Origin of the sequence: Erythrobacter sp. 3-20A1M, from assembly GCF_018636735.1 — a bacterium.
Lineage (GTDB): Bacteria > Pseudomonadota > Alphaproteobacteria > Sphingomonadales > Sphingomonadaceae > Alteriqipengyuania.
This window is the reverse complement of record NZ_CP045200.1, coordinates 1,022,713-1,039,204: the sequence shown is the minus strand read 5'-3', so window position 1 is coordinate 1,039,204 and position 16,492 is coordinate 1,022,713. Positions and strand designations below refer to the sequence as shown.

The 16,492-nt window shown below is 67.8% G+C and carries 25 protein-coding genes; 17 read left to right on the top strand and 8 right to left on the bottom strand.

Translation table 11 applies throughout. The annotated features are described in order from the left end of the window. Position 1: 1 nt before the first annotated feature. Positions 2 to 679 carry a ribosome biogenesis GTP-binding protein YihA/YsxC gene (gene yihA / locus F7D01_RS05140; protein ID WP_215229676.1) on the top strand — a complete coding sequence of 226 codons (678 nt, stop codon included), beginning with the start codon at positions 2 to 4 and terminating at the stop codon, positions 677 to 679. Here the strand turns inward: yihA and F7D01_RS05135 are convergent. Then, the gene (locus F7D01_RS05135; protein WP_215229143.1) at positions 676 to 1,257 is read right to left on the bottom strand and encodes a DedA family protein; all 582 of its coding nucleotides are present in this window, start codon (positions 1,255 to 1,257) and stop codon (positions 676 to 678) included. The two genes, yihA and F7D01_RS05135, sit on opposite strands and share 4 nt — an antisense overlap. 123 nt (positions 1,258 to 1,380) lie before the next feature. Between F7D01_RS05135 and F7D01_RS05130 the strand changes: the two genes are divergently transcribed. Then, entirely contained in the window at positions 1,381 to 2,046 is a 666-nt protein-coding gene (locus tag F7D01_RS05130) for a glutathione S-transferase family protein (protein ID WP_215229142.1), read from the top strand. Then, entirely contained in the window at positions 2,007 to 2,915 is a 909-nt protein-coding gene (locus F7D01_RS05125; protein ID WP_215229141.1) for a S1/P1 nuclease, read from the top strand. Before F7D01_RS05130 ends, F7D01_RS05125 begins: the two co-directional genes overlap by 40 nt. 6 nt (positions 2,916 to 2,921) lie before the next feature. Here F7D01_RS05125 and F7D01_RS05120 read toward each other — a convergent pair whose 3' ends face one another. Next, the gene (locus F7D01_RS05120; RefSeq protein WP_215229140.1) at positions 2,922 to 3,389 is read right to left on the bottom strand and encodes a cupin domain-containing protein; all 468 of its coding nucleotides are present in this window, start codon (positions 3,387 to 3,389) and stop codon (positions 2,922 to 2,924) included. A gap of 53 nt (positions 3,390 to 3,442) precedes the next feature. On the opposite strand from F7D01_RS05120, the gene dapE reads away from it, so the two are divergent. The 3 genes from dapE to F7D01_RS05105 are packed head-to-tail and all read left to right on the top strand — an operon-like array spanning position 3,443 to position 6,082. Further along, positions 3,443 to 4,588 (top strand): succinyl-diaminopimelate desuccinylase, encoded by a 1,146-nt coding sequence (gene dapE / locus F7D01_RS05115; RefSeq protein WP_215229139.1) that lies wholly within the window; start codon positions 3,443 to 3,445, stop codon positions 4,586 to 4,588. Positions 4,589 to 4,590: 2 nt separating this feature from the next. Next, the gene (locus tag F7D01_RS05110) at positions 4,591 to 5,829 is read left to right on the top strand and encodes a dicarboxylate/amino acid:cation symporter (protein WP_215229138.1); all 1,239 of its coding nucleotides are present in this window, start codon (positions 4,591 to 4,593) and stop codon (positions 5,827 to 5,829) included. Next, the gene (locus tag F7D01_RS05105; RefSeq protein WP_215229137.1) at positions 5,822 to 6,082 is read left to right on the top strand and encodes a hypothetical protein; all 261 of its coding nucleotides are present in this window, start codon (positions 5,822 to 5,824) and stop codon (positions 6,080 to 6,082) included. The genes F7D01_RS05110 and F7D01_RS05105 overlap by 8 nt, the downstream gene beginning before the upstream one ends. Positions 6,083 to 6,194: 112 nt before the next feature. On the opposite strand, the gene F7D01_RS05100 is transcribed toward F7D01_RS05105, so the two are convergent. Next, a complete protein-coding gene (locus F7D01_RS05100) occupies positions 6,195 to 6,656 on the bottom strand; it encodes a MarR family winged helix-turn-helix transcriptional regulator (RefSeq protein ID WP_215229136.1) in 462 nt (153 codons plus the stop codon). Positions 6,657 to 6,737: 81 nt separating this feature from the next. On the opposite strand from F7D01_RS05100, the gene F7D01_RS05095 reads away from it, so the two are divergent. Continuing rightward, positions 6,738 to 7,193: a hypothetical protein gene (locus F7D01_RS05095; RefSeq protein WP_215229135.1), complete on the top strand. Its 456-nt coding sequence runs from the start codon at positions 6,738 to 6,740 to the stop codon at positions 7,191 to 7,193. A gap of 15 nt (positions 7,194 to 7,208) precedes the next feature. Here F7D01_RS05095 and nth read toward each other — a convergent pair whose 3' ends face one another. Both nth and dapB read right to left on the bottom strand, forming a co-directional pair. After that, positions 7,209 to 7,859, bottom strand: a complete 651-nt coding sequence (nth, locus tag F7D01_RS05090) for an endonuclease III (RefSeq protein WP_215229134.1) — start codon at positions 7,857 to 7,859, stop codon at positions 7,209 to 7,211. A gap of 7 nt (positions 7,860 to 7,866) precedes the next feature. Further along, on the bottom strand, positions 7,867 to 8,595 hold the full coding sequence (dapB, locus tag F7D01_RS05085; protein WP_215229133.1) for a 4-hydroxy-tetrahydrodipicolinate reductase: 729 nt from the start codon (positions 8,593 to 8,595) through the stop codon (positions 7,867 to 7,869). Between the two features lie 116 nt (positions 8,596 to 8,711). Between dapB and F7D01_RS05080 the strand changes: the two genes are divergently transcribed. Then, positions 8,712 to 9,413 carry an NAD-dependent deacylase gene (locus tag F7D01_RS05080; RefSeq protein ID WP_215229132.1) on the top strand — a complete coding sequence of 234 codons (702 nt, stop codon included), beginning with the start codon at positions 8,712 to 8,714 and terminating at the stop codon, positions 9,411 to 9,413. 6 nt (positions 9,414 to 9,419) lie between these two features. On the opposite strand, the gene gmk is transcribed toward F7D01_RS05080, so the two are convergent. The 3 genes from gmk to F7D01_RS05065 form a co-directional block, all read right to left on the bottom strand. Further along, positions 9,420 to 10,061: a guanylate kinase gene (gmk, locus tag F7D01_RS05075; RefSeq protein WP_241555212.1), complete on the bottom strand. Its 642-nt coding sequence runs from the start codon at positions 10,059 to 10,061 to the stop codon at positions 9,420 to 9,422. A gap of 80 nt (positions 10,062 to 10,141) precedes the next feature. Beyond that, on the bottom strand, positions 10,142 to 10,558 hold the full coding sequence (locus F7D01_RS05070; RefSeq protein ID WP_251567077.1) for a hypothetical protein: 417 nt from the start codon (positions 10,556 to 10,558) through the stop codon (positions 10,142 to 10,144). Between the two features lie 38 nt (positions 10,559 to 10,596). Next, positions 10,597 to 11,100: an SspB family protein gene (locus tag F7D01_RS05065; RefSeq protein ID WP_215229131.1), complete on the bottom strand. Its 504-nt coding sequence runs from the start codon at positions 11,098 to 11,100 to the stop codon at positions 10,597 to 10,599. A gap of 85 nt (positions 11,101 to 11,185) precedes the next feature. Between F7D01_RS05065 and hisB the strand changes: the two genes are divergently transcribed. The 9 genes from hisB (at position 11,186) to F7D01_RS05020 (ending at position 16,490) form a co-directional block, all read left to right on the top strand. After that, a complete protein-coding gene (gene hisB, locus F7D01_RS05060) occupies positions 11,186 to 11,779 on the top strand; it encodes an imidazoleglycerol-phosphate dehydratase HisB (RefSeq protein WP_215229130.1) in 594 nt (197 codons plus the stop codon). A gap of 120 nt (positions 11,780 to 11,899) precedes the next feature. Continuing rightward, entirely contained in the window at positions 11,900 to 12,526 is a 627-nt protein-coding gene (gene hisH, locus F7D01_RS05055; protein ID WP_215229129.1) for an imidazole glycerol phosphate synthase subunit HisH, read from the top strand. Next, positions 12,523 to 13,248 (top strand): 1-(5-phosphoribosyl)-5-[(5-phosphoribosylamino)methylideneamino]imidazole-4-carboxamide isomerase, encoded by a 726-nt coding sequence (gene hisA, locus F7D01_RS05050; protein WP_215229128.1) that lies wholly within the window; start codon positions 12,523 to 12,525, stop codon positions 13,246 to 13,248. Before hisH ends, hisA begins: the two co-directional genes overlap by 4 nt. Continuing rightward, positions 13,245 to 14,018 carry an imidazole glycerol phosphate synthase subunit HisF gene (hisF, locus tag F7D01_RS05045; protein WP_215229127.1) on the top strand — a complete coding sequence of 258 codons (774 nt, stop codon included), beginning with the start codon at positions 13,245 to 13,247 and terminating at the stop codon, positions 14,016 to 14,018. Before hisA ends, hisF begins: the two co-directional genes overlap by 4 nt. Positions 14,019 to 14,082: 64 nt before the next feature. Continuing rightward, positions 14,083 to 14,397 (top strand): phosphoribosyl-ATP diphosphatase, encoded by a 315-nt coding sequence (locus F7D01_RS05040; protein WP_215229126.1) that lies wholly within the window; start codon positions 14,083 to 14,085, stop codon positions 14,395 to 14,397. Continuing rightward, positions 14,397 to 14,771, top strand: a complete 375-nt coding sequence (locus F7D01_RS05035; protein ID WP_215229125.1) for a histidine triad nucleotide-binding protein — start codon at positions 14,397 to 14,399, stop codon at positions 14,769 to 14,771. The genes F7D01_RS05040 and F7D01_RS05035 overlap by 1 nt, the downstream gene beginning before the upstream one ends. Positions 14,772 to 14,878: 107 nt before the next feature. Next, positions 14,879 to 15,334, top strand: coding sequence for a YbgC/FadM family acyl-CoA thioesterase (locus tag F7D01_RS05030; protein WP_215229124.1), 456 nt, complete (start codon positions 14,879 to 14,881; stop codon positions 15,332 to 15,334). Further along, positions 15,335 to 16,033 (top strand): protein TolQ, encoded by a 699-nt coding sequence (gene tolQ, locus F7D01_RS05025; RefSeq protein ID WP_215229123.1) that lies wholly within the window; start codon positions 15,335 to 15,337, stop codon positions 16,031 to 16,033. 1 nt (position 16,034) lies between these two features. Continuing rightward, on the top strand, positions 16,035 to 16,490 hold the full coding sequence (locus F7D01_RS05020) for an ExbD/TolR family protein (protein ID WP_215229122.1): 456 nt from the start codon (positions 16,035 to 16,037) through the stop codon (positions 16,488 to 16,490). Positions 16,491 to 16,492 lie beyond the last annotated feature (2 nt).

Below are 16,492 nucleotides of genomic sequence, written 5' to 3'. Positions count from 1 at the left end.
CATGCCAGGTCCGGATGAGCGGGACGAAGAGGACGCCGCCCGCCTGCGCGCGCTGGAGCGCGAGGCGCAGCGGCTGTTCTCGGGCCGGGTGGAGTTCCTCCTGTCCGCCCCGCAGCTGAAATTCCTGCCCGAGCCGACCGTGCCGGAGATCGCGTTCTGCGGGCGCTCCAATGTGGGCAAGAGCTCGCTGCTCAACGCGCTGACCGGCAGGCGGGCGATCGCGCGCACCTCGGTCACCCCGGGCCGCACGCAGGAGCTCAATTTCTTCGAGGTCGGCGATCCGACGAAGTTCCGCCTCGTGGATATGCCCGGCTACGGCTTTGCCAAGGCACCGGTCGCGGTGGTGGAGAAATGGCGTCAGCTGGTGCGCACCTTCCTGCGCGGGCGGCAGGTGCTCCACCGCACCCTAGTGCTGGTCGACAGCCGCCACGGGCTGAAGGATGTCGACCGCGAGATGATGACCATGCTCGACGAGACCGCCGTCGGTTACCGCGTGGTGCTGACCAAGGCGGACAAGATCAAGGCGAGCGAGCTGCAGGCGGTGGCGGACCGGGTGACAGAGGAAGTGCGCAAGCGCCCTGCCGCCTTCCCTGCGCTGCACCTGACCAGCGCGGAAAAGGGCATGGGCATTCCGGAATTGCGCGCCGCCGTGCTGGATGATGCCGGCATCATGCCCTAGCGCGCGCCGGGCTCTTTACCTCCGCGCAACCGGCGGCGAAGCCACCACCCGAAACCGGCGGCCAGCGCCGCCAGCAGCACGATCGCCAGCGCGTAATGCTCGACCGTGCGCAGTCGCGCCCCCAGCGCGGCGAGCGTGCCCGCCAGTGCGTAGCCGACCGCGGTCACGGCGCTCGACCACACCAGCGCGGCGACCGCGTTCAGGATGGCAAAGCGCCGCCAGTCTATCCGCGAGGTACCGATCGCGACCGGGCTGACCGTGCGCAGGCCCCACAGGAAGCGGAAGGCGAAGATGAAGGCGGTTGGGTAGCGCTCTATGAGGCGCAGCGCCCGCGCGTAGGCGGATTGGCGGCGGATGCGCGCGACGATCCGGCTCTGCCGGGCGGAGCGGCCGAGCCAGAAGAATCCCTGATCGGCCAGGAACGACCCCGCAGCGGCGGCCGCGATCACCCCCGCTAGCGGCAGCAGCCCGCGATGCGCGATCAACCCGCCGGTCGCGACCACCGTCTCCCCTTCGATCGCGGCACCGACGAAGATCGCGGGCAGTCCGAAACGGGCGATGAGGGTCTCGATCGACATCGTATCGGCCAACGCGCGCGCTCGACTCCATGGCAATCGGCAAGTTCGCCGCCGACCCTGATCGCTCGACACTGCCCGGTCGAACGCTTACCTCGCAGGGCAACGGAGCAAGGTGGACCCGGCATGAAACTGATCATCGGTAACAAGAACTACTCGAGCTGGAGCCTGCGCGGCTGGCTGGCGGCGAAGCAGTCGGGCCTCGCCTTCGAGGAGATCATCGTGCCGATGTTCGGGGAGGAGTGGGAGTCGCGCAAGGACGACGGCGAGTTCCAGCCGTCGAGCGGCAAGGTCCCGATCCTGTGGGACGGGGAAACGGTGGTGTGGGACAGCCTCGCCATCCTCGAATATCTGGGGGACAAGGTCGGGCGCGAGCGCTTCTGGCCGAAAGACGATGCGGCGCGCGGCATGGCCCGCGCGATGGTCGCCGAAATGCACAGCTCCTACGTCGCGCTGCGTTCCGAATGCCCGATGAACGTGCGCCGCCGGGTCGAAGGCGCGAAGATCAGCGAAACGGCGCGGCAGGACGTGGTCCGCATTCTGGGCTTGTGGGCGGAGGCGCGGGCGCGCTTCGGCCGGGGTGGCCCGTTCCTGTTCGGCACGTTCGGGGCGGCCGATATCTTCTACGCGCCGGTGGTCAGCCGTTTCCTTACCTACGGTTTCGGCGTACCGGGCTTCGCGCAAAGCTACATGCAGGCGGTATGGGAACACGAGTGGTTGCAGCAGTGGATCAACGCCTCGGAAGACGAGGAATGGGTGCTCGAACAATACGAAAGCGTGCCCGCCGCCTGATCGGCGGCGCGCTGGCGCTGCTCGCGCTGGCCGTGCCGCTGCCTGCGGGCGCGTGGGGCTGGTACGGCCACCAGACGATCGCCGAGATCGCGCTGGCGAATGTGAAGCCCGCGACGCGGGCGAAGATCCGCAAGCTGTTCGCGGCGGAGCGGCTGGTCGGCACCCCCGACTGCAAGCTGTCGAACATGGACGACGCGGCCACCTGGCCCGACTGCATTCGGGGCGACCGCGATCGCTGGGGCCACACCGGTGCCTGGCACTACAAGGATGCGCCGATCTGCGAGCAATACGATCCGCGCGCGGACTGCCCCGGCGGCAACTGCGTGAACGCGCAGATCGAGCGAAACCTGCGCATCCTGTCGGACGAACGCCTGCCCGATAACGTGCGGCTGCAGGCGCTCGCCTTCGTGGTGCACTTTACCGGCGACATCCATCAGCCGCTGCACTCCGCCGACGATCACGACCGGGGCGGCAACGACAAGCAGGTCGATTACGGCATCATCCCGGGCAAGAACCTGCATTCGATCTGGGACACCGCGCTGGCCGAACGCGCGATCAGCTCCGCGCATCCCCCGCTGGTGCGCCGTTATTCGCCCGCCGAGCGCGCCCGGCTCGCAGGCGGCACGCCCGACGACTGGGGCCGCGAAAGCTGGCAGATCGCGCGCGACACGGTCTACCCCGAGGCATTCGACCGGGACGCGTGCGACGAGGGCAAGTTGCCCGCGGAAGGCGAGCTGACGCAGGACGACATCGTGCGCGCGATCCCCGTGGTGCAGCGCCGGGTGGAACAGGCGGGGCTGCGCCTCGCGGACGAGCTCGACGCCGCCTTCGCGCCGGGCCGGATCGAGGAAGAGCCGCGCGCGCGGTAGGCGGGGTTAGCGCGCGCGCTTCGCCGGGTAGGGCGTACCGTCCTTGTGGAAGTACCCCTCGCCCGAGAACGCCATGTCGATGTCGGGGTACTCTCCGCTGTCGGCCTCGCGATCGCCCGCGCTGATCGCGACGAAGACGCACGGTGCGCCGGTGCGGTTCTGGAGGTGGTGGCCGTTCTCTACCCCCGCGGGCCAGGCGGCGATGTCGCCGGGGCGCATCACGGTCTCGCCCGTGTCTTCGACCAGCACCGCCTCGCCTTCGAGCATGATGAGCAGTTCGTCTTCCTCCGCATGCCAATGGCGCTGGCTCGACCAGGCGCCCGGTTCGAGCACGACGTGGCTTGCACCCATGCGCGTCAGGCCGGCGGCGGGCGCGAGGCGGCGATAGTGCCGGCTCCGCACCGCTTCGTCGAAGGGCGGCGGATAGCCGGTGGCGTTGGTCTGCGCGATGGCGGCGAGATCGATGCGGGGCACGCGGCTACTCCTGCGGCTGGCAAGCGGGCAAGCGCTGGTCTAACGCAGGCGTCATGGGAAGAGCCATCGAAATCGCGCGAGACCTGATCGCCGCCGAAAGCGTCACCCCGGCGACGGGCGAGGTGTTCGACGTGCTGGAGGCGCAGCTCGCACCGTTCGGCTTCGGGGTGCATCGCTTCACGCGGGGTCAGGGCGCGCCCGGCAGCGACGAGGCACCGGTCGAGAACCTGTTCGCGGTGCGCCGTGGGCCGGCGGGATCGCGCCACTTCGCCTTCGCCGGGCATCTCGACGTGGTCCCGCCGGGCGAAGGCTGGGCCAGCGGCGCGTTCGAACCCGAGGTTCGCGGCGAATTGCTCTACGGTCGTGGCGCGGTCGACATGAAGGGCGCGATCGCCTGCATGGTCGGTGCGGTGGCGAACGTACCGGCCGATGCCGGGACGATCAGCTTCATCGTCACCGGCGATGAGGAAGGCCCCGCGCTCCACGGCACCCGCGCGCTGATCGACTGGATGGCGGCGGCGGGCGAGCGGCCCGACCTGTGCCTCGTCGGCGAACCCACCAGCGTCAACCGGCTGGGCGACATGATGAAGATCGGGCGGCGCGGTTCGATCAATATCTGGCTGGAGGCCGAGGGGACGCAAGGCCACGTCGCTTACCCGCACCTCGCCGACAACCCGATCCCGCGCCTGGTCGCGATGCTGGCGGAACTGGACGCGCTGGTGCTGGACGAGGGGACCGACTGGTTCCAGCCGAGCAATCTGGAAATCACCGATCTGGAGGTCGGCAACCCGGCTCACAACGTGATCCCCGCGCTGGCGAAGGCGCGCATCTCGATCCGCTTCAACGACACGCATACCGGCGCGCAGCTGGCGGCACGCGTGACCGAAATCGCCGAGCGGCATGGTGGACGGGCGCGACCGGTCATTTCGGGCGAGCCGTTCCTGACCCCGCCGGGCGACTTCTCGAACCTGATCGCGCGCGCGGTGGAGGCGGAAACGGGCGTGGTGCCCGAGGCATCGACCAGCGGCGGCACCTCGGACGCGCGGTTTTTGCGCAGCATCTGCCCGGTGATCGAATTCGGCCTGGTCAACGCGACCATGCACAAGCGCGACGAAGCAGTGGCCATCGCCGATCTCGATACGCTAAGCCGCATCTACGCCCGCGTGGCGACCGCCGCCCTGGCGGACAGGGGAGAATAGCTTTGCTCGCAAAATGGTTCGCCATCCCGCTGTGGCAGCGGGTGATCGCAGCGCTGGTGCTCGGTACCATTACCGGGCTCGTCTGGGGGCCGGGGGCGGAAAACATCAAGATCGTGGGCGACGTGTTCATCGCTTTCATCAAGATGCTGGTCGTGCCCCTGATCTTCTTCAGCCTCGTCTCCGGCGTAGCGGCGATAGGCGACCTCAGGAAACTGGGCGCGGTCGGCGGGCGCGCCCTGCTGCTGTTCGTGGTGACGGGCCAGATCGCGGTGTGGCTGGGGCTGTTCCTCGGCACGGTGATCCAGCCGGGCATCGGCGTCGACACCGCCGGGCTCGACCTCGGCCCGACGCCGCCGCCGAACGAGACGACCTGGCGCGAGATGATCCTGGGCATCGTTCCGCAGAGCCCGGTGCAGGTGATGGCAGACGTCAACGTCCTGCCGCTGATCGTATTCAGCCTGCTGATCGGGGTCGGCATCCTGATGGCGGACAAGGACGGCACGCCGGTCCAGAAGATCTTCGATTCGGGATCGGTCGTGATGCAGAACGTCACCATGGTGGTGATGGAGCTCACACCGTTCGGGGTCTATGCGCTGATGGCATGGGTCGCGGGGACGCTGGGCTTCGACGCGCTGATCGCGCTCGGCAAGCTGGTCGGGCTCAATTATCTCGGCTGCCTGCTGATCATCGGCCTCATGTATTCGGCGATGATCAAGTTCATGGCGAAGCTCTCGCCGGTCGATTTCTTCCGCGGCATCGTGGACGCGATGGCGGTGAGTTATTCCACCGCAAGCTCCAACGCCACGCTGCCCGTCACGCTGCGCTGCGCGGAGCGGAACCTCGGCGTCTCCAACTCGGTCGCCAGCTTCGTGATCGCGCTGGGCGCGACGATCAACATGAACGGCACCGCGATGTATCTGGGCCTCGCCACGCTGTTCGGCGCGCAGGTGTTCGGCGTGGATCTGAGCTGGGGGCAGTATTTCCTGATCTCGATCCTGGCGACGCTGGGCGCGGTCGGCGCGGCGGGGATACCGGGCGCGGGGTTGATCATGATGGCGCTGGTGTTCGGGGCGGTCGGCGTGCCGCTGGAAACGATAGCCTTCGTCGCGGGCGTGGACCGGATCATGGACATGATGCGCACCACGACCAATGTCAGCGGAGACGCGGCGGTGGCGGTGACGGTGGCCAACATGACCGGCGAACTCGACCGCGCGGAACTGACCTCGGCGGACGATGTCTAGGGTTGCGCTTCTCTCGCTGGCGCTCGCCGTCGCAGGATGCGGGCAGGGCGGGGATGGGCAGGCGAACTGCGATGGCCCGGTGTTCGAGGTGCCATCCAGCGGCGCCACCGTGCCGCAACTGATGGCCCATGCGACTGCGATGGGCATGACCCAGCGCGAGGCGGAAACACTGATTTATCTCGAGGGTCTCAATCCGCAGGTGACGATCGAGGGAGGGACCACGATCTGCCTCGATGGCCGGCCCGATTCGTGACTGCAATTCCGGCGGTAATCGGCGCGCTTTCCTATTGAGAGGACTGTCCGGCAACTGCTCCAGCCGTGCTTGGACAGATGCGCGGGGGCAGGCCGCGATCCGTCGGGAAGCGCTAGACTGCTCCCGGCTGCCCGGCAGGCGTTCTTTGCCTGTGTGCGGTGTCGACAAGTTGGCCCATCAATTCGATCAAACGCTGCTGCTCCTCGCATGAAAAGGACGCCAGCATATCCCGGTTGACGCCATCGGCTGCCTGCGTCGCGGGATCTCGCAGGCTTCTTCCGCGCTTCGTCAGCCAGACGCGCTGCACCCGTCCATCGGCCTGATCCCGCTCCCGCCTGATCAATCCATCGCGCTCCATTCGGGCGAGCGTATTGGCGATCGTCGCCTGCTCGATGTCGAGGCGGTTCACCAGGTCCTTCTGGGTCAGCCCGTCGCCGGCCCAGAGTTCTAGCAGCGCGGGGAAGACACCCGGGGTGATGCCAAGCGGCCTGATCCGCTCGGCCAAGGCTCTTTCGAACATGCGCGCGAGATGATTGACCAGATAACCGGCAGAGAGATTCTTCTCGAATTCCATCGTTCCAACCCCTGGCCTTGAATAGCTAGCTATGCAAATATATATAGCGTGCTATATGATAACGGAATCAAAGGCTCACCCATGCTCAAGGCAATCCATCCGCTCGCCGGGGCGCTCGCCCTGTTTTTGATAGGGGGATTCTGGCTCTCCACCGTGACGGTCGAACTGATCGGCACGCTGGACCAGATAGCATCCGTCAAAATGGCGATACCGTGGTTCTTCCTCGTTCTCGTTCCGGCGATGATGGCGGCAGGCGGTTCGGGGCAGCGCCTTGCCGCAGGATTTCGCAACCCGCGAATCGCCACCAAGCGTCGGCGCATGATCGCGATCGCCAGCAACGGTATCCTCATCCTCATGCCGTCCGCGATCTTTCTCGCGCTGGAGGCGGGTGAGGGTGCGTTCGATCGATCCTTCTATGTCGTCCAGACGATCGAACTCGTCGCCGGCGCCGTGAACATCGCGCTGCTGGGCTTGAACATGCGCGATGGGTGGCGGTTGGTCCGAAACCGGCCCGGTCAGCGCAAGGCGCGAACCTGAAGGCAGGTGCGGGGCTCACCGCCCTTTCGGCTTCTCCAGCACCTTCTTGCGATAGCTGCACAGGTCCACGACCGGGCAGCGCCAGCATTCGGGCGTGCGTGCCTTGCACACGTAGCGGCCGTGCAGGATCAGCCAGTGGTGCGCGCCGAGGCGGAAGGGCGCGGGGACGCGCTTTTCCAGCTTCGCCTCGACCGCCTCGGGCGTCTTGCCCTTGGCGAGGCCGGTGCGGTTGCCGACGCGCAGGATGTGGGTGTCGACCGCGAAGGTTTCCTGCCCGAACCAGCAATTGAGCACGACATTGGCGGTCTTGCGCCCCACGCCGGGCAGGCGGACGAGGTCCTCGCGCGTGTCGGGCACCTCTCCGCCATATTCGTCGACCAGCAGCCGGCTCAATGCGATGACGTTCTTCGCCTTGGAGTTGAACAGGCCGATCGTCTTGATGTGCTCCTTCAACCCCTCCTCGCCCAGCGCCAGCATCTGCCCGGGCGTTTCCACCTGCGCGAACAGCGCCCGCGTCGCCTTGTTCACCCCGACATCGGTCGCCTGCGCCGACAGCGCCACCGCGACCACCAGCTGATAGGCGTTGCCATATTCCAGCTCGGTCTCTGGCGCGGGATTGTCCTCCGCCAGCCGACGGAAGAATTCGAAAATCTGGTCCCTGGTCACGTCGCGGTCAGAGCCCCAGCACGTCCTGCATGGTGTAGCGGCGCGGCTCGCGCCCGATCAGCCACGCGGCCCCCTGCACCGCGCCGCGGGCGAAGATCGCGCGGTTTTCGGCGCTGTGGGACAGGGTCAGGCGTTCCTGTTCGCCCGCCAGGATGACGCTGTGCTCGCCCGCCACAGTCCCGCCGCGCAGGGCCGCGAAGCCGATCGTGCCCATGCCGCGAGCACCGGTGTGCCCGTCCCGCCCGCTCTCGGTATTCGCGGCGAGGTCCACGCCGCGCCCGGCCGCCGCCGCTTCGCCCAACAGCTTCGCCGTGCCGCTGGGCGCATCGACTTTCATCCGGTGGTGCATCTCGACGATCTCGATGTCCCAGTCCGGTCCCAGCCGCGCCGCCGCCTCGTGCACCAGATGCGCGAGCAGCGTCACGCCGAGCGAAGTGTTGCCCGTCTGGAGTACGGGTACCGCGCGCGCGGCGTTGTCGATCGCCGTATGATGCTGGTCCGCCAGCCCGGTGGTCCCGATCAGGATCGGCACCCCCGCGCCGACCGCGGCGTGCAGGTTCGCCTCCAGCGCCGCCGGCGCGCTGAAATCGACCAGCGCGTCGCTGTTGTCGGCCAGCGTCGCCACGTCGCCACCGCGGTCCACGCCGCCCGCCAGCTCGTGGTCCATCTGTGCGACGACGCTCGCCAGCGCCTCGCCCATGCGCCCGTCTCTGCCGATGATGCCTATTCTTGCCATTGATTACCCCGCTCGCCCCGAGCTTGTCGAAGGGCCGTCCTTACTTCTAGGGCAACGCTGAAGGAAATGCGGTCCTTCGACAAGCTCAGGACGAGCGGAACGGGGAGTTTGCGCGCGTGCACAACATCGTCATCCTGACCGGAGCGGGGATTTCCGCCGAGAGCGGCCTCAGGACCTTTCGCGCCGACGACGGGCTGTGGGAGGAACACCGGGTTGAGGATGTCGCCACGCCCGAGGCGTTCGCGCGCGATCCGGCTCTGGTGCAGCGATTCTACGACGCGCGGCGCGAACAGATCCGGGCGGCCCGGCCCAATCCGGCGCACGAGGCTCTCGCCCGGCTCGACCGGGAGTGGGACGGCGAGCTGCTGATCGTGACGCAGAACATCGACGATCTGCACGAACGCGCCGGGGCCATGCGCACGCTTCATATGCATGGAGAGGCGCTGTCGGCCTGGTGCACCGCGTGCGATGCGCGGCACGGCTGGACCGGCACGCTCGGCGATGCGCCCGCCTGTCCCTCCTGCGCGGCGGAGGGGCATTTGCGACCCGACATCGTGTGGTTCGGCGAAATGCCCTACCGGATGGAGGAAATCTTCGCCGCGCTGGGCCGGGCCGACCTGTTCGTGTCGATCGGCACCTCGGGCGCGGTCTATCCCGCGGCGGGATTCGTGCAGGAGGCGGCGGCACATGGCAGCCGCACGCTGGAGCTGAACCTCGAACGCAGCCAGGGCTCGCACCTGTTCGAGGAGACGCGGCTGGGCAGCGCGAGCGAGCTGGTGCCGCGCTGGGTGGACGAGGTGCTGTCCACCCAGCACTGATTCGCGTTAGCTCATCAATTCGCGCACGAACGGGATCAGCCCGGTCTGGCGCTGCCGCTTCATCCGTTCTGCGTCCAGGATCTCGCGCACCTTGTCGAAGCAGGCGTCGACATCGTCGTTGATGACGACATAGTCGTAGGCGTCCCAGTGGCTGATTTCCGCGCGCGCACGCTCCATCCGCGCGTCGATCACCTCATCGGCATCGGTCGCGCGCGATTCGAGGCGGCGGCGCAGCTCCTCGATGCTGGGCGGCAGGATGAATACGCGCACCACGTCCTGCTGATCCTTCTGGAACAGCTGCTGCGTGCCTTGCCAGTCGATGTCGAACAGGAAATCCTGCCCTTCCTTCAATGCGTTGCGGATGCGCCCCTTGGGCGTACCGTAACGATGGCCGAAGACGTGCGCCCATTCGTAGAAATCGTCTTCCTCCACCATCGCGTCGAACTGCGCGTCGGTGACGAAGTGATAATGGATGCCTTCGACTTCCCCTTCGCGGGGGGCACGGGTGGTCACGCTGACGGACAGCTTGATCTCGTCTTCCGCGTCTAGCAGCATGCGGGAAATGGTGGTTTTCCCCGCGCCGCTGGGCGAGGAAAGGATGAACATCAGGCCGCGGCGCTGCAGCGTGTCGGGATCGGTCAAGTCCATGAGCGCTGATGCGCCGAAGCGCGGGTGCGAATCAACCCCGCGCGATTAACGAAACCCCGGGAGAGGGCGGCGCGCGTCGATCACTCCTCCGCCTGTTGCAGCAATTCGTGATCGCCCTTGCGCGTGGACTTCGCCTGACCCCGCCGGGCGCGGCGCCGGTCGAACAGCGTTTTCGCCAGCATTCCTCCGCCGACCACCAGCGCGCCGGGCAGCGATCGGGTCGCGACCTTGGCCAGCGCTACGCTGGCCAGCGTCTGCGCCACCGACCGGTTTTCCACGATCTCGCTGGCGGTTTGGCGGCCATAGCGGCCCGACAGGAACCCCTTCTGCACCGCGTTCTTCATCAGGCGGGTCCCTGCGCGCATCGCGATGTCGGCCATGATGAGATTGGTCGCGGGGTTCGGGCTCGGCCCCGGAACCTCGTCCGGATCGCTGGGGGTCGCGCGTCGCACGTCGGCGACTGCGTTGCGTCCGATTTTTTCGATGTGTTTTACCATGCCTGCCCCACTTGCCCTGCGGCAGCGGAGCCGCGCGGCTATTTCTTTCGGCCGAAATCGACCGTCACGACGTTGGAACCGTCTTCGTTATCGGTAACGGCCGGATGCGCGCCCTGTTCCGCGCCGTCATTGCCCGCCTCGTCGTGCGGTTCCGGCTCGCTGTCGGTCTCCACGGCTTGGAACTGGAGGCCGAAATCGACCGCCGGATCGACGAAGGCGGTGATCGCGGCGAAGGGAATCTCCAGCTGCGCCGGGACCTGGTTGAAGCTGAGGCCCACGCCGAAGCCGACATCGGTCACCTTCAGATCCCAGAACTTGTTCTGCAGCACGATCGTCATCTCGTCCGGGAAGCGTTCGCGCAGGCTCTTGGGAACCGAGACGCCCGGGGCGCCGGTCTTGAAGGTGATGTAGAAGTGATGCGTGCCGGGCAGTTCCCCGCCCGCGGCCACCACTTCGCGCAAGACGCGGCCCACCACGGCGCGCAAGGCGTCCTGCACTATCTCGTCATAGGGGATCAGGCTGTCGGGCGTGTCTTCGCTCATGGCGCCGATAACTGAAGCCGGGCGCGGGCGGGGTCAAGCGCAGATTGCTTGCGCCGCGCGCCTGCCCACGATAGCGCGCTTCCCCATGCGAACCGGCCGGATAGAGCGCAACACTGCGGAAACCAAGATCGCCGTCGAGGTCGATCTCGACGGGAACGGCACCTATCGGGTGTCGACCGGCATCGGCTTTCTCGATCACATGGTCGAACAATTCTCCCGCCATTCGCTGATCGATGTAACGATGGACGTCGACGGCGATCTGCATGTGGACCAGCATCACACGACGGAAGACAGCGCCATCGCGCTGGGCCAGGCGATCGCGCAGGCGCTGGGGGACAAGGGCGGGATCGGGCGCTACGGCCACGCCTATTCGCCGATGGACGAGACGCTGGCGCGCGTCGCGCTCGACATATCGGGACGGCCCTATCTGGTCTGGAATGCGCGGTTCAGCCAGGAAAAGCTGGGCGAGTGGGACACCGAGCTGATCGAGCACTGGTTCCATTCGGTTGCGCAGGCCTGCGGCATCACGCTGCATTGCGAGCTGCTCTACGGCACCAACAACCACCATATCTGCGAGGCGCTGTACAAGGGCTTCGCCCGCGCCATGCGCACCGCGGTCGAGGTCGATCCGCGCAAGGGCGGCGCGATCCCGAGCACCAAGGGGCAGTTGGGTGGGTGAGTTTGTTTGTTTCCGCACGCCCATCCGGGCGCGCGATATCCTCGCTCACGCGATCGAAGATCGCATCGCTGCGGGCGGGCGGTCGCCCTTGCGGTCGCTGCGCGACCGGGGACCCGGCAGGTGAGCGGGCATACCGCACTCATAGACTACGGCGCCGGAAACCTGCACTCGGTCGAGAACGCGCTGCGCACGGTGGGCGCGGACATTCGCGTGACCGACGATCCGGAGGTGGTCGCGAAGGCGGATCGCGTCGTGCTGCCGGGCGTCGGATCGTTCGCTGCGTGCGCGGACGGCCTGCGCGCGGTGGCGGGCATGGTCGAGGCGCTCGACCGGCGGGTGCGGAGCGACGGGGTGCCGTTCCTCGGCATCTGCGTCGGCATGCAGCTGCTCGCGACGCGCGGGCTGGAACATGGCGAGACGCCGGGGCTGAACTGGATCGCGGGCACGGTGAAGCGGCTCGAAGCGCCCGATCCGACGGTGAAGGTGCCGCATATGGGCTGGAACGATGTCGAGCCCATGCCCCACGCGGGCGCGGCACAGCTGATCGTGCCGGGGGAGGCCTATTTCCTTCACTCCTACGCCTTCCACGTGGGCCACGGGCGCGACATCGCGGCGATGACCGACCATGGCGGCGGCGTGGTCGCCGCGGTTGCGCGCGAGAACATCTTGGGGGTGCAGTTCCACCCGGAAAAGAGCCAGAAATACGGGCTGGCGCTGCTGGAGCGCTTTTTGGAGTGGAACCCATGATCGTCTTCCCAGCAATCGACCTGAAGGGCGGCGAAGTGGTGCGCCTGGCCGAAGGCGACATGGACCGCGCCACCGTTTACGGCGACGATCCAGCGGCGCAGGCGATGCTGTTCGCCGATGCGGGGGCGCAGCACCTGCACGTGGTCGATCTCGATGGGGCCTTCGCGGGGGAGAGCCGCAACCGCGCGGCGGTGGAATCCATCGTCGAGCGCTTCCCCGGCTACGTCCAGCTGGGCGGCGGCATCCGCGATGCGGCGGCGGTGCGCGGTTGGTTCGACCTGGGCGTGGCGCGGGTGGTGATCGGCTCCGCCGCGCTCAAGGACCCGCAATTCGTGAAGGACATGGCCGCCGAGTGGGACAACGGCATCGTCGTCGCGGTCGATGCGAAGGACGGCATGGTCGCGACCGAGGGCTGGGCCAGCGTGTCCGACGTGCCCGTCGCCGACATGGCCCGCCGGTTCGAGGATGCGGGCGTCGCTGCACTGCTGTTCACCGACATCGGGCGCGACGGGCTGCTGAAGGGCTGCAATATCGACGCGACGCTGGAGCTGGCGCGCGCCGTCGACATCCCGGTGATCGCCAGCGGCGGCGTGCGCGGGCTCGACGATATCCACGTCCTCTCGCTGCATGCCAGCGAAGGGATCGAGGGCGTGATCACCGGCCGCGCGCTGTACGAAGGGCGGCTGGACCTGGCGGCGGCGATCGCGATGGCGAACCGATGACCGTCCGCATCCGCGTCATTCCCTGCCTCGACGTCGCCGACGGGCGCGTGGTGAAGGGCGTCAATTTCGTCGACCTGAAGGACGCCGGCGACCCGGTCGAACAGGCGAAAGCCTATGACGAGGCGGGCGCGGACGAGCTGTGCTTCCTCGACATCTCGGCCAGCCACGAGGGGCGCGGCACGCTGCTCGATATCGTGCGCCGCACCGCCGAGGTCTGCTTCATGCCGGTCACCGTCGGGGGCGGGGTGCGCAGCGTGGAGGATGCGCGCGCGCTGCTGTTGGCAGGCGCAGACAAGGTCGCGGTCAACTCCGCCGCGGTCGACCGGCCCGAACTGGTGGCGGAAATCGCCGACCGCTTCGGCAGCCAGTGCATCGTCGCCAGCGTCGATGCACGCGCGGCGGTGTCGGGCGACATGCGCGGTTGGGAAGTGTTCACCCATGGCGGGCGCCGCGCCACGGGCATCGACGCGGTGGCCCATGCAGAGCGGCTGGCGCAGCTGGGCGCGGGCGAGCTGCTCGTCACCTCGATGGACGGCGACGGGACGAGGGCGGGCTACGACCTCGACCTCACCCGCGCCATCGCTGACGCGGTGCCGGTGCCGGTCGTCGCCAGCGGCGGTGTCGGCACGCTCGATCATCTGGTCGAGGGGGTGAAGCGCGGCCATGCCAGCGCGGTGCTCGCCGCCAGCATCTTCCATTTCGGGCAGCATTCCATCGCCGAGGCGCATGCCGCCCTGCGCGCCGCCGGGTTGCCCGCCCGCTCCGACTGACGGTCCCGCTGCGGGACTGATCGCGCTTGACGGCGCGCCTTTGCCCGCCCCAAGGCTGGCGGCGATGGACACCCTTTTACGCCTCGAAGAGACGATCGCCGCGCGCCGCTCGGCCGATCCGGACTCCAGCTATGTCGCGCAGCTCAACGCGCGCGGCCTGCCGGTGATGGCGCGCAAGCTGGGCGAGGAGGCGGTCGAGACGATCACCGCCGCACTGGCGGGCAGCCGCGAGGAACTGGTCGGTGAAGCGGCCGACACGCTGTTCCATCTGCTGGTGCTGCTGGGCGCGCGGGACATCCCGCTGGCCGAGGTGCTGGCGGAACTCGACCGGCGCGAGGGCGTCTCGGGCCTGGAAGAAAAGGCCAACCGGAGGACCTGATGCCGATCGACCCGAAAGCCCCCTACGACCCGAACAACATCTTCGCGAAAATCCTGCGCGGCGAGATCCCGTGCACCAAGGTGTACGAGGACGAATGGGCCTTCGCTTTCGAGGATATCAATCCGCAGGCGGAGGTGCACACGCTGGTGCTGCCCAAGGGGGCCTATGTCAGCTGGGACGATTTTTCCGCCAACGCCTCCAATGCGGAGATCGCCGGGCTGGTGCGCGCGGTCGGGATCGTGGCGCGGGAGAAGGGGCTGGTCGAACCCGGTTACCGCCTGCTCGCCAATGTCGGCGAGAATGGCGGGCAGGAGGTGCCGCATCTGCACGTCCATATCTTCGGCGGGCAGCGGCTGGGGCGGATGATAGCCTGAGCGCATGAACGATCCATCGTAGCGGCGGCCCCGTTCATCGCGGGGCTATCTCCCCATGCCCATTTGCCTTGCCGGGAGAGTCGCCTGTTCGCTAAAGCCCGCGCCGCATGAGCATTCAACCGCATCCCCCTGGCGGTGTGTTCGACGGGCCGCGGCATCTGTACGCGGTCAGGGTCTATTACGAGGATACGGACCTGTCGGGCATCACCTACCACGCCAATTACCTGCGCTGGTTCGAGCGCGCGCGGTCGGACGTGCTGCGCATGCTGGGGATCGACCAGCGCGCCGCGATCGAGGCGGGCGGGGGTGCCTATGCGGTGGCCGACCTGTCGATGCGTTACCTGCGTCCGGCGAAGCTGGACGACGACGTCGTGATCGAGACGCGCTGCACGCAGATCCGCGCCGCCAGCGTGCGCATGGCGCAGCGCGCCCTGCGCGGCGATGAAACCTTGTGCGAGGCGAATTTCCGGGTCGGCTTCGTCGCCCCCGACGGTCGCCCGTGCCGCCAACCGCCCGAATGGGTCGCCGCCTTTCAATCCGTTCTGAGCGAGGACGATAGCTAGATGTTCCTGATGACCGCCGCCATTGCCGAGGCCCCGACCCGGCTCGATCCGATCAAGCTGTTCCTTGATGCCGACATCGTCGTGCAGGCGGTGATGCTGGGCCTGCTCGCCGCCTCCGTGTGGAGCTGGATGATCATCGTCAGCTTCTCCATGCGCACCGCCGCCGCCAATCGCCGGGCGCAGCAGTTCGAGAGCGAGTTCTGGAAGGCCGACGATTACGAAAGCACGCTGAAGACCAGCGCCGCCGCCGATTCGCCTGCCGGTCGCGTGGTGCGCGCCGCGCTGGGCGAATGGCGCCGCTCGCGCAAGGCGGGGGTCAGGGACAACGAGGCGACCCATGCGCGGGTCGTCACCGCGATGGACGGGCAGGTGGCGGAAGAGGCCGATACGATGGCCAGCCGCCTCAACTTCCTCGCCACGCTAGGCTCGGTCGCGCCCTTCGTCGGCCTGTTCGGCACCGTATGGGGCATCATGAACAGCTTCTTCCAGATCGGCAGCCAGGAAAGCTCCTCGCTCGCGGTGGTCGCGCCGGGCATTTCGGAGGCGCTGTTCGCCACCGCGATCGGCCTCTTCGCGGCGATCCCCGCCGTCATCGCCTACAACCGGTTCAGCCACCGGGTGAACCTGTTCGAGGCGCGGCTGACGCGCTTCGCCGATCGCTTCGCCGCGGAACTCGGCCGCGACATGGAGCACGGCTGACATGGCGATGGGCCTGCGGGGTGCGGCACGCGGCCGCGGTCGCCGGGGGCGGGGTACGCGCCGCGCGCCGGTGGCGGAGATCAACGTCACCCCGCTGGTCGACGTGATGCTGGTGCTGCTGATCATCTTCATGGTCACCGCCCCGCTGCTGACCGCGGGCGTTCCGGTCGACCTGCCCGAAAGCCGCGCCAATGCCCTGCCGCAGGAAAGCCAGCAGGTCACCATTTCGATGCGGTCCGATGGGTCGGTCTATATCGACGATACGCCGGTGTCGGGCGGCATTGGCGACGCGCTGGCGGCAATCGCGCCCGGGCCGGACGGCAAGCCGCCCGAAGTGGTGCTGCGCGCCGATCGCGGGCTCGATTATGGCCGGGTGATGGGCGTGATGGGGGAACTGAGCCGCGCCGGTTTCACCTCCATCTCGCTGGTCACCGACGGTTCAGACCGCCAGCCATAGGC

Bases quoted from the DNA above. Each gene is read 5' to 3' on its own strand.
- yihA (WP_215229676.1), top strand. From the start codon at position 2: ATGCCAGGTCCGGATGAGCGGGACGAAGAGGACGCCGCCCGCCTGCGC.
- F7D01_RS05135 (WP_215229143.1), bottom strand. From the start codon at position 1,257: ATGTCGATCGAGACCCTCATCGCCCGTTTCGGACTGCCCGCGATCTTC.
- F7D01_RS05130 (WP_215229142.1), top strand. From the start codon at position 1,381: ATGAAACTGATCATCGGTAACAAGAACTACTCGAGCTGGAGCCTGCGC.
- F7D01_RS05125 (WP_215229141.1), top strand. From the start codon at position 2,007: ATGGGTGCTCGAACAATACGAAAGCGTGCCCGCCGCCTGATCGGCGGC.
- dapE (WP_215229139.1), top strand. From the start codon at position 3,443: ATGGGAAGAGCCATCGAAATCGCGCGAGACCTGATCGCCGCCGAAAGC.
- F7D01_RS05105 (WP_215229137.1), top strand. From the start codon at position 5,822: ATGTCTAGGGTTGCGCTTCTCTCGCTGGCGCTCGCCGTCGCAGGATGC.
- F7D01_RS05100 (WP_215229136.1), bottom strand. From the start codon at position 6,656: ATGGAATTCGAGAAGAATCTCTCTGCCGGTTATCTGGTCAATCATCTC.
- F7D01_RS05095 (WP_215229135.1), top strand. From the start codon at position 6,738: ATGCTCAAGGCAATCCATCCGCTCGCCGGGGCGCTCGCCCTGTTTTTG.
- dapB (WP_215229133.1), bottom strand. From the start codon at position 8,595: ATGGCAAGAATAGGCATCATCGGCAGAGACGGGCGCATGGGCGAGGCG.
- gmk (WP_241555212.1), bottom strand. From the start codon at position 10,061: ATGGACTTGACCGATCCCGACACGCTGCAGCGCCGCGGCCTGATGTTC.
- F7D01_RS05070 (WP_251567077.1), bottom strand. From the start codon at position 10,558: ATGGTAAAACACATCGAAAAAATCGGACGCAACGCAGTCGCCGACGTG.
- F7D01_RS05065 (WP_215229131.1), bottom strand. From the start codon at position 11,100: ATGAGCGAAGACACGCCCGACAGCCTGATCCCCTATGACGAGATAGTG.
- hisB (WP_215229130.1), top strand. From the start codon at position 11,186: ATGCGAACCGGCCGGATAGAGCGCAACACTGCGGAAACCAAGATCGCC.
- hisA (WP_215229128.1), top strand. From the start codon at position 12,523: ATGATCGTCTTCCCAGCAATCGACCTGAAGGGCGGCGAAGTGGTGCGC.
- hisF (WP_215229127.1), top strand. From the start codon at position 13,245: ATGACCGTCCGCATCCGCGTCATTCCCTGCCTCGACGTCGCCGACGGG.
- F7D01_RS05040 (WP_215229126.1), top strand. From the start codon at position 14,083: ATGGACACCCTTTTACGCCTCGAAGAGACGATCGCCGCGCGCCGCTCG.
- F7D01_RS05035 (WP_215229125.1), top strand. From the start codon at position 14,397: ATGCCGATCGACCCGAAAGCCCCCTACGACCCGAACAACATCTTCGCG.
- F7D01_RS05030 (WP_215229124.1), top strand. From the start codon at position 14,879: ATGAGCATTCAACCGCATCCCCCTGGCGGTGTGTTCGACGGGCCGCGG.
- tolQ (WP_215229123.1), top strand. From the start codon at position 15,335: ATGTTCCTGATGACCGCCGCCATTGCCGAGGCCCCGACCCGGCTCGAT.
- F7D01_RS05020 (WP_215229122.1), top strand. From the start codon at position 16,035: ATGGCGATGGGCCTGCGGGGTGCGGCACGCGGCCGCGGTCGCCGGGGG.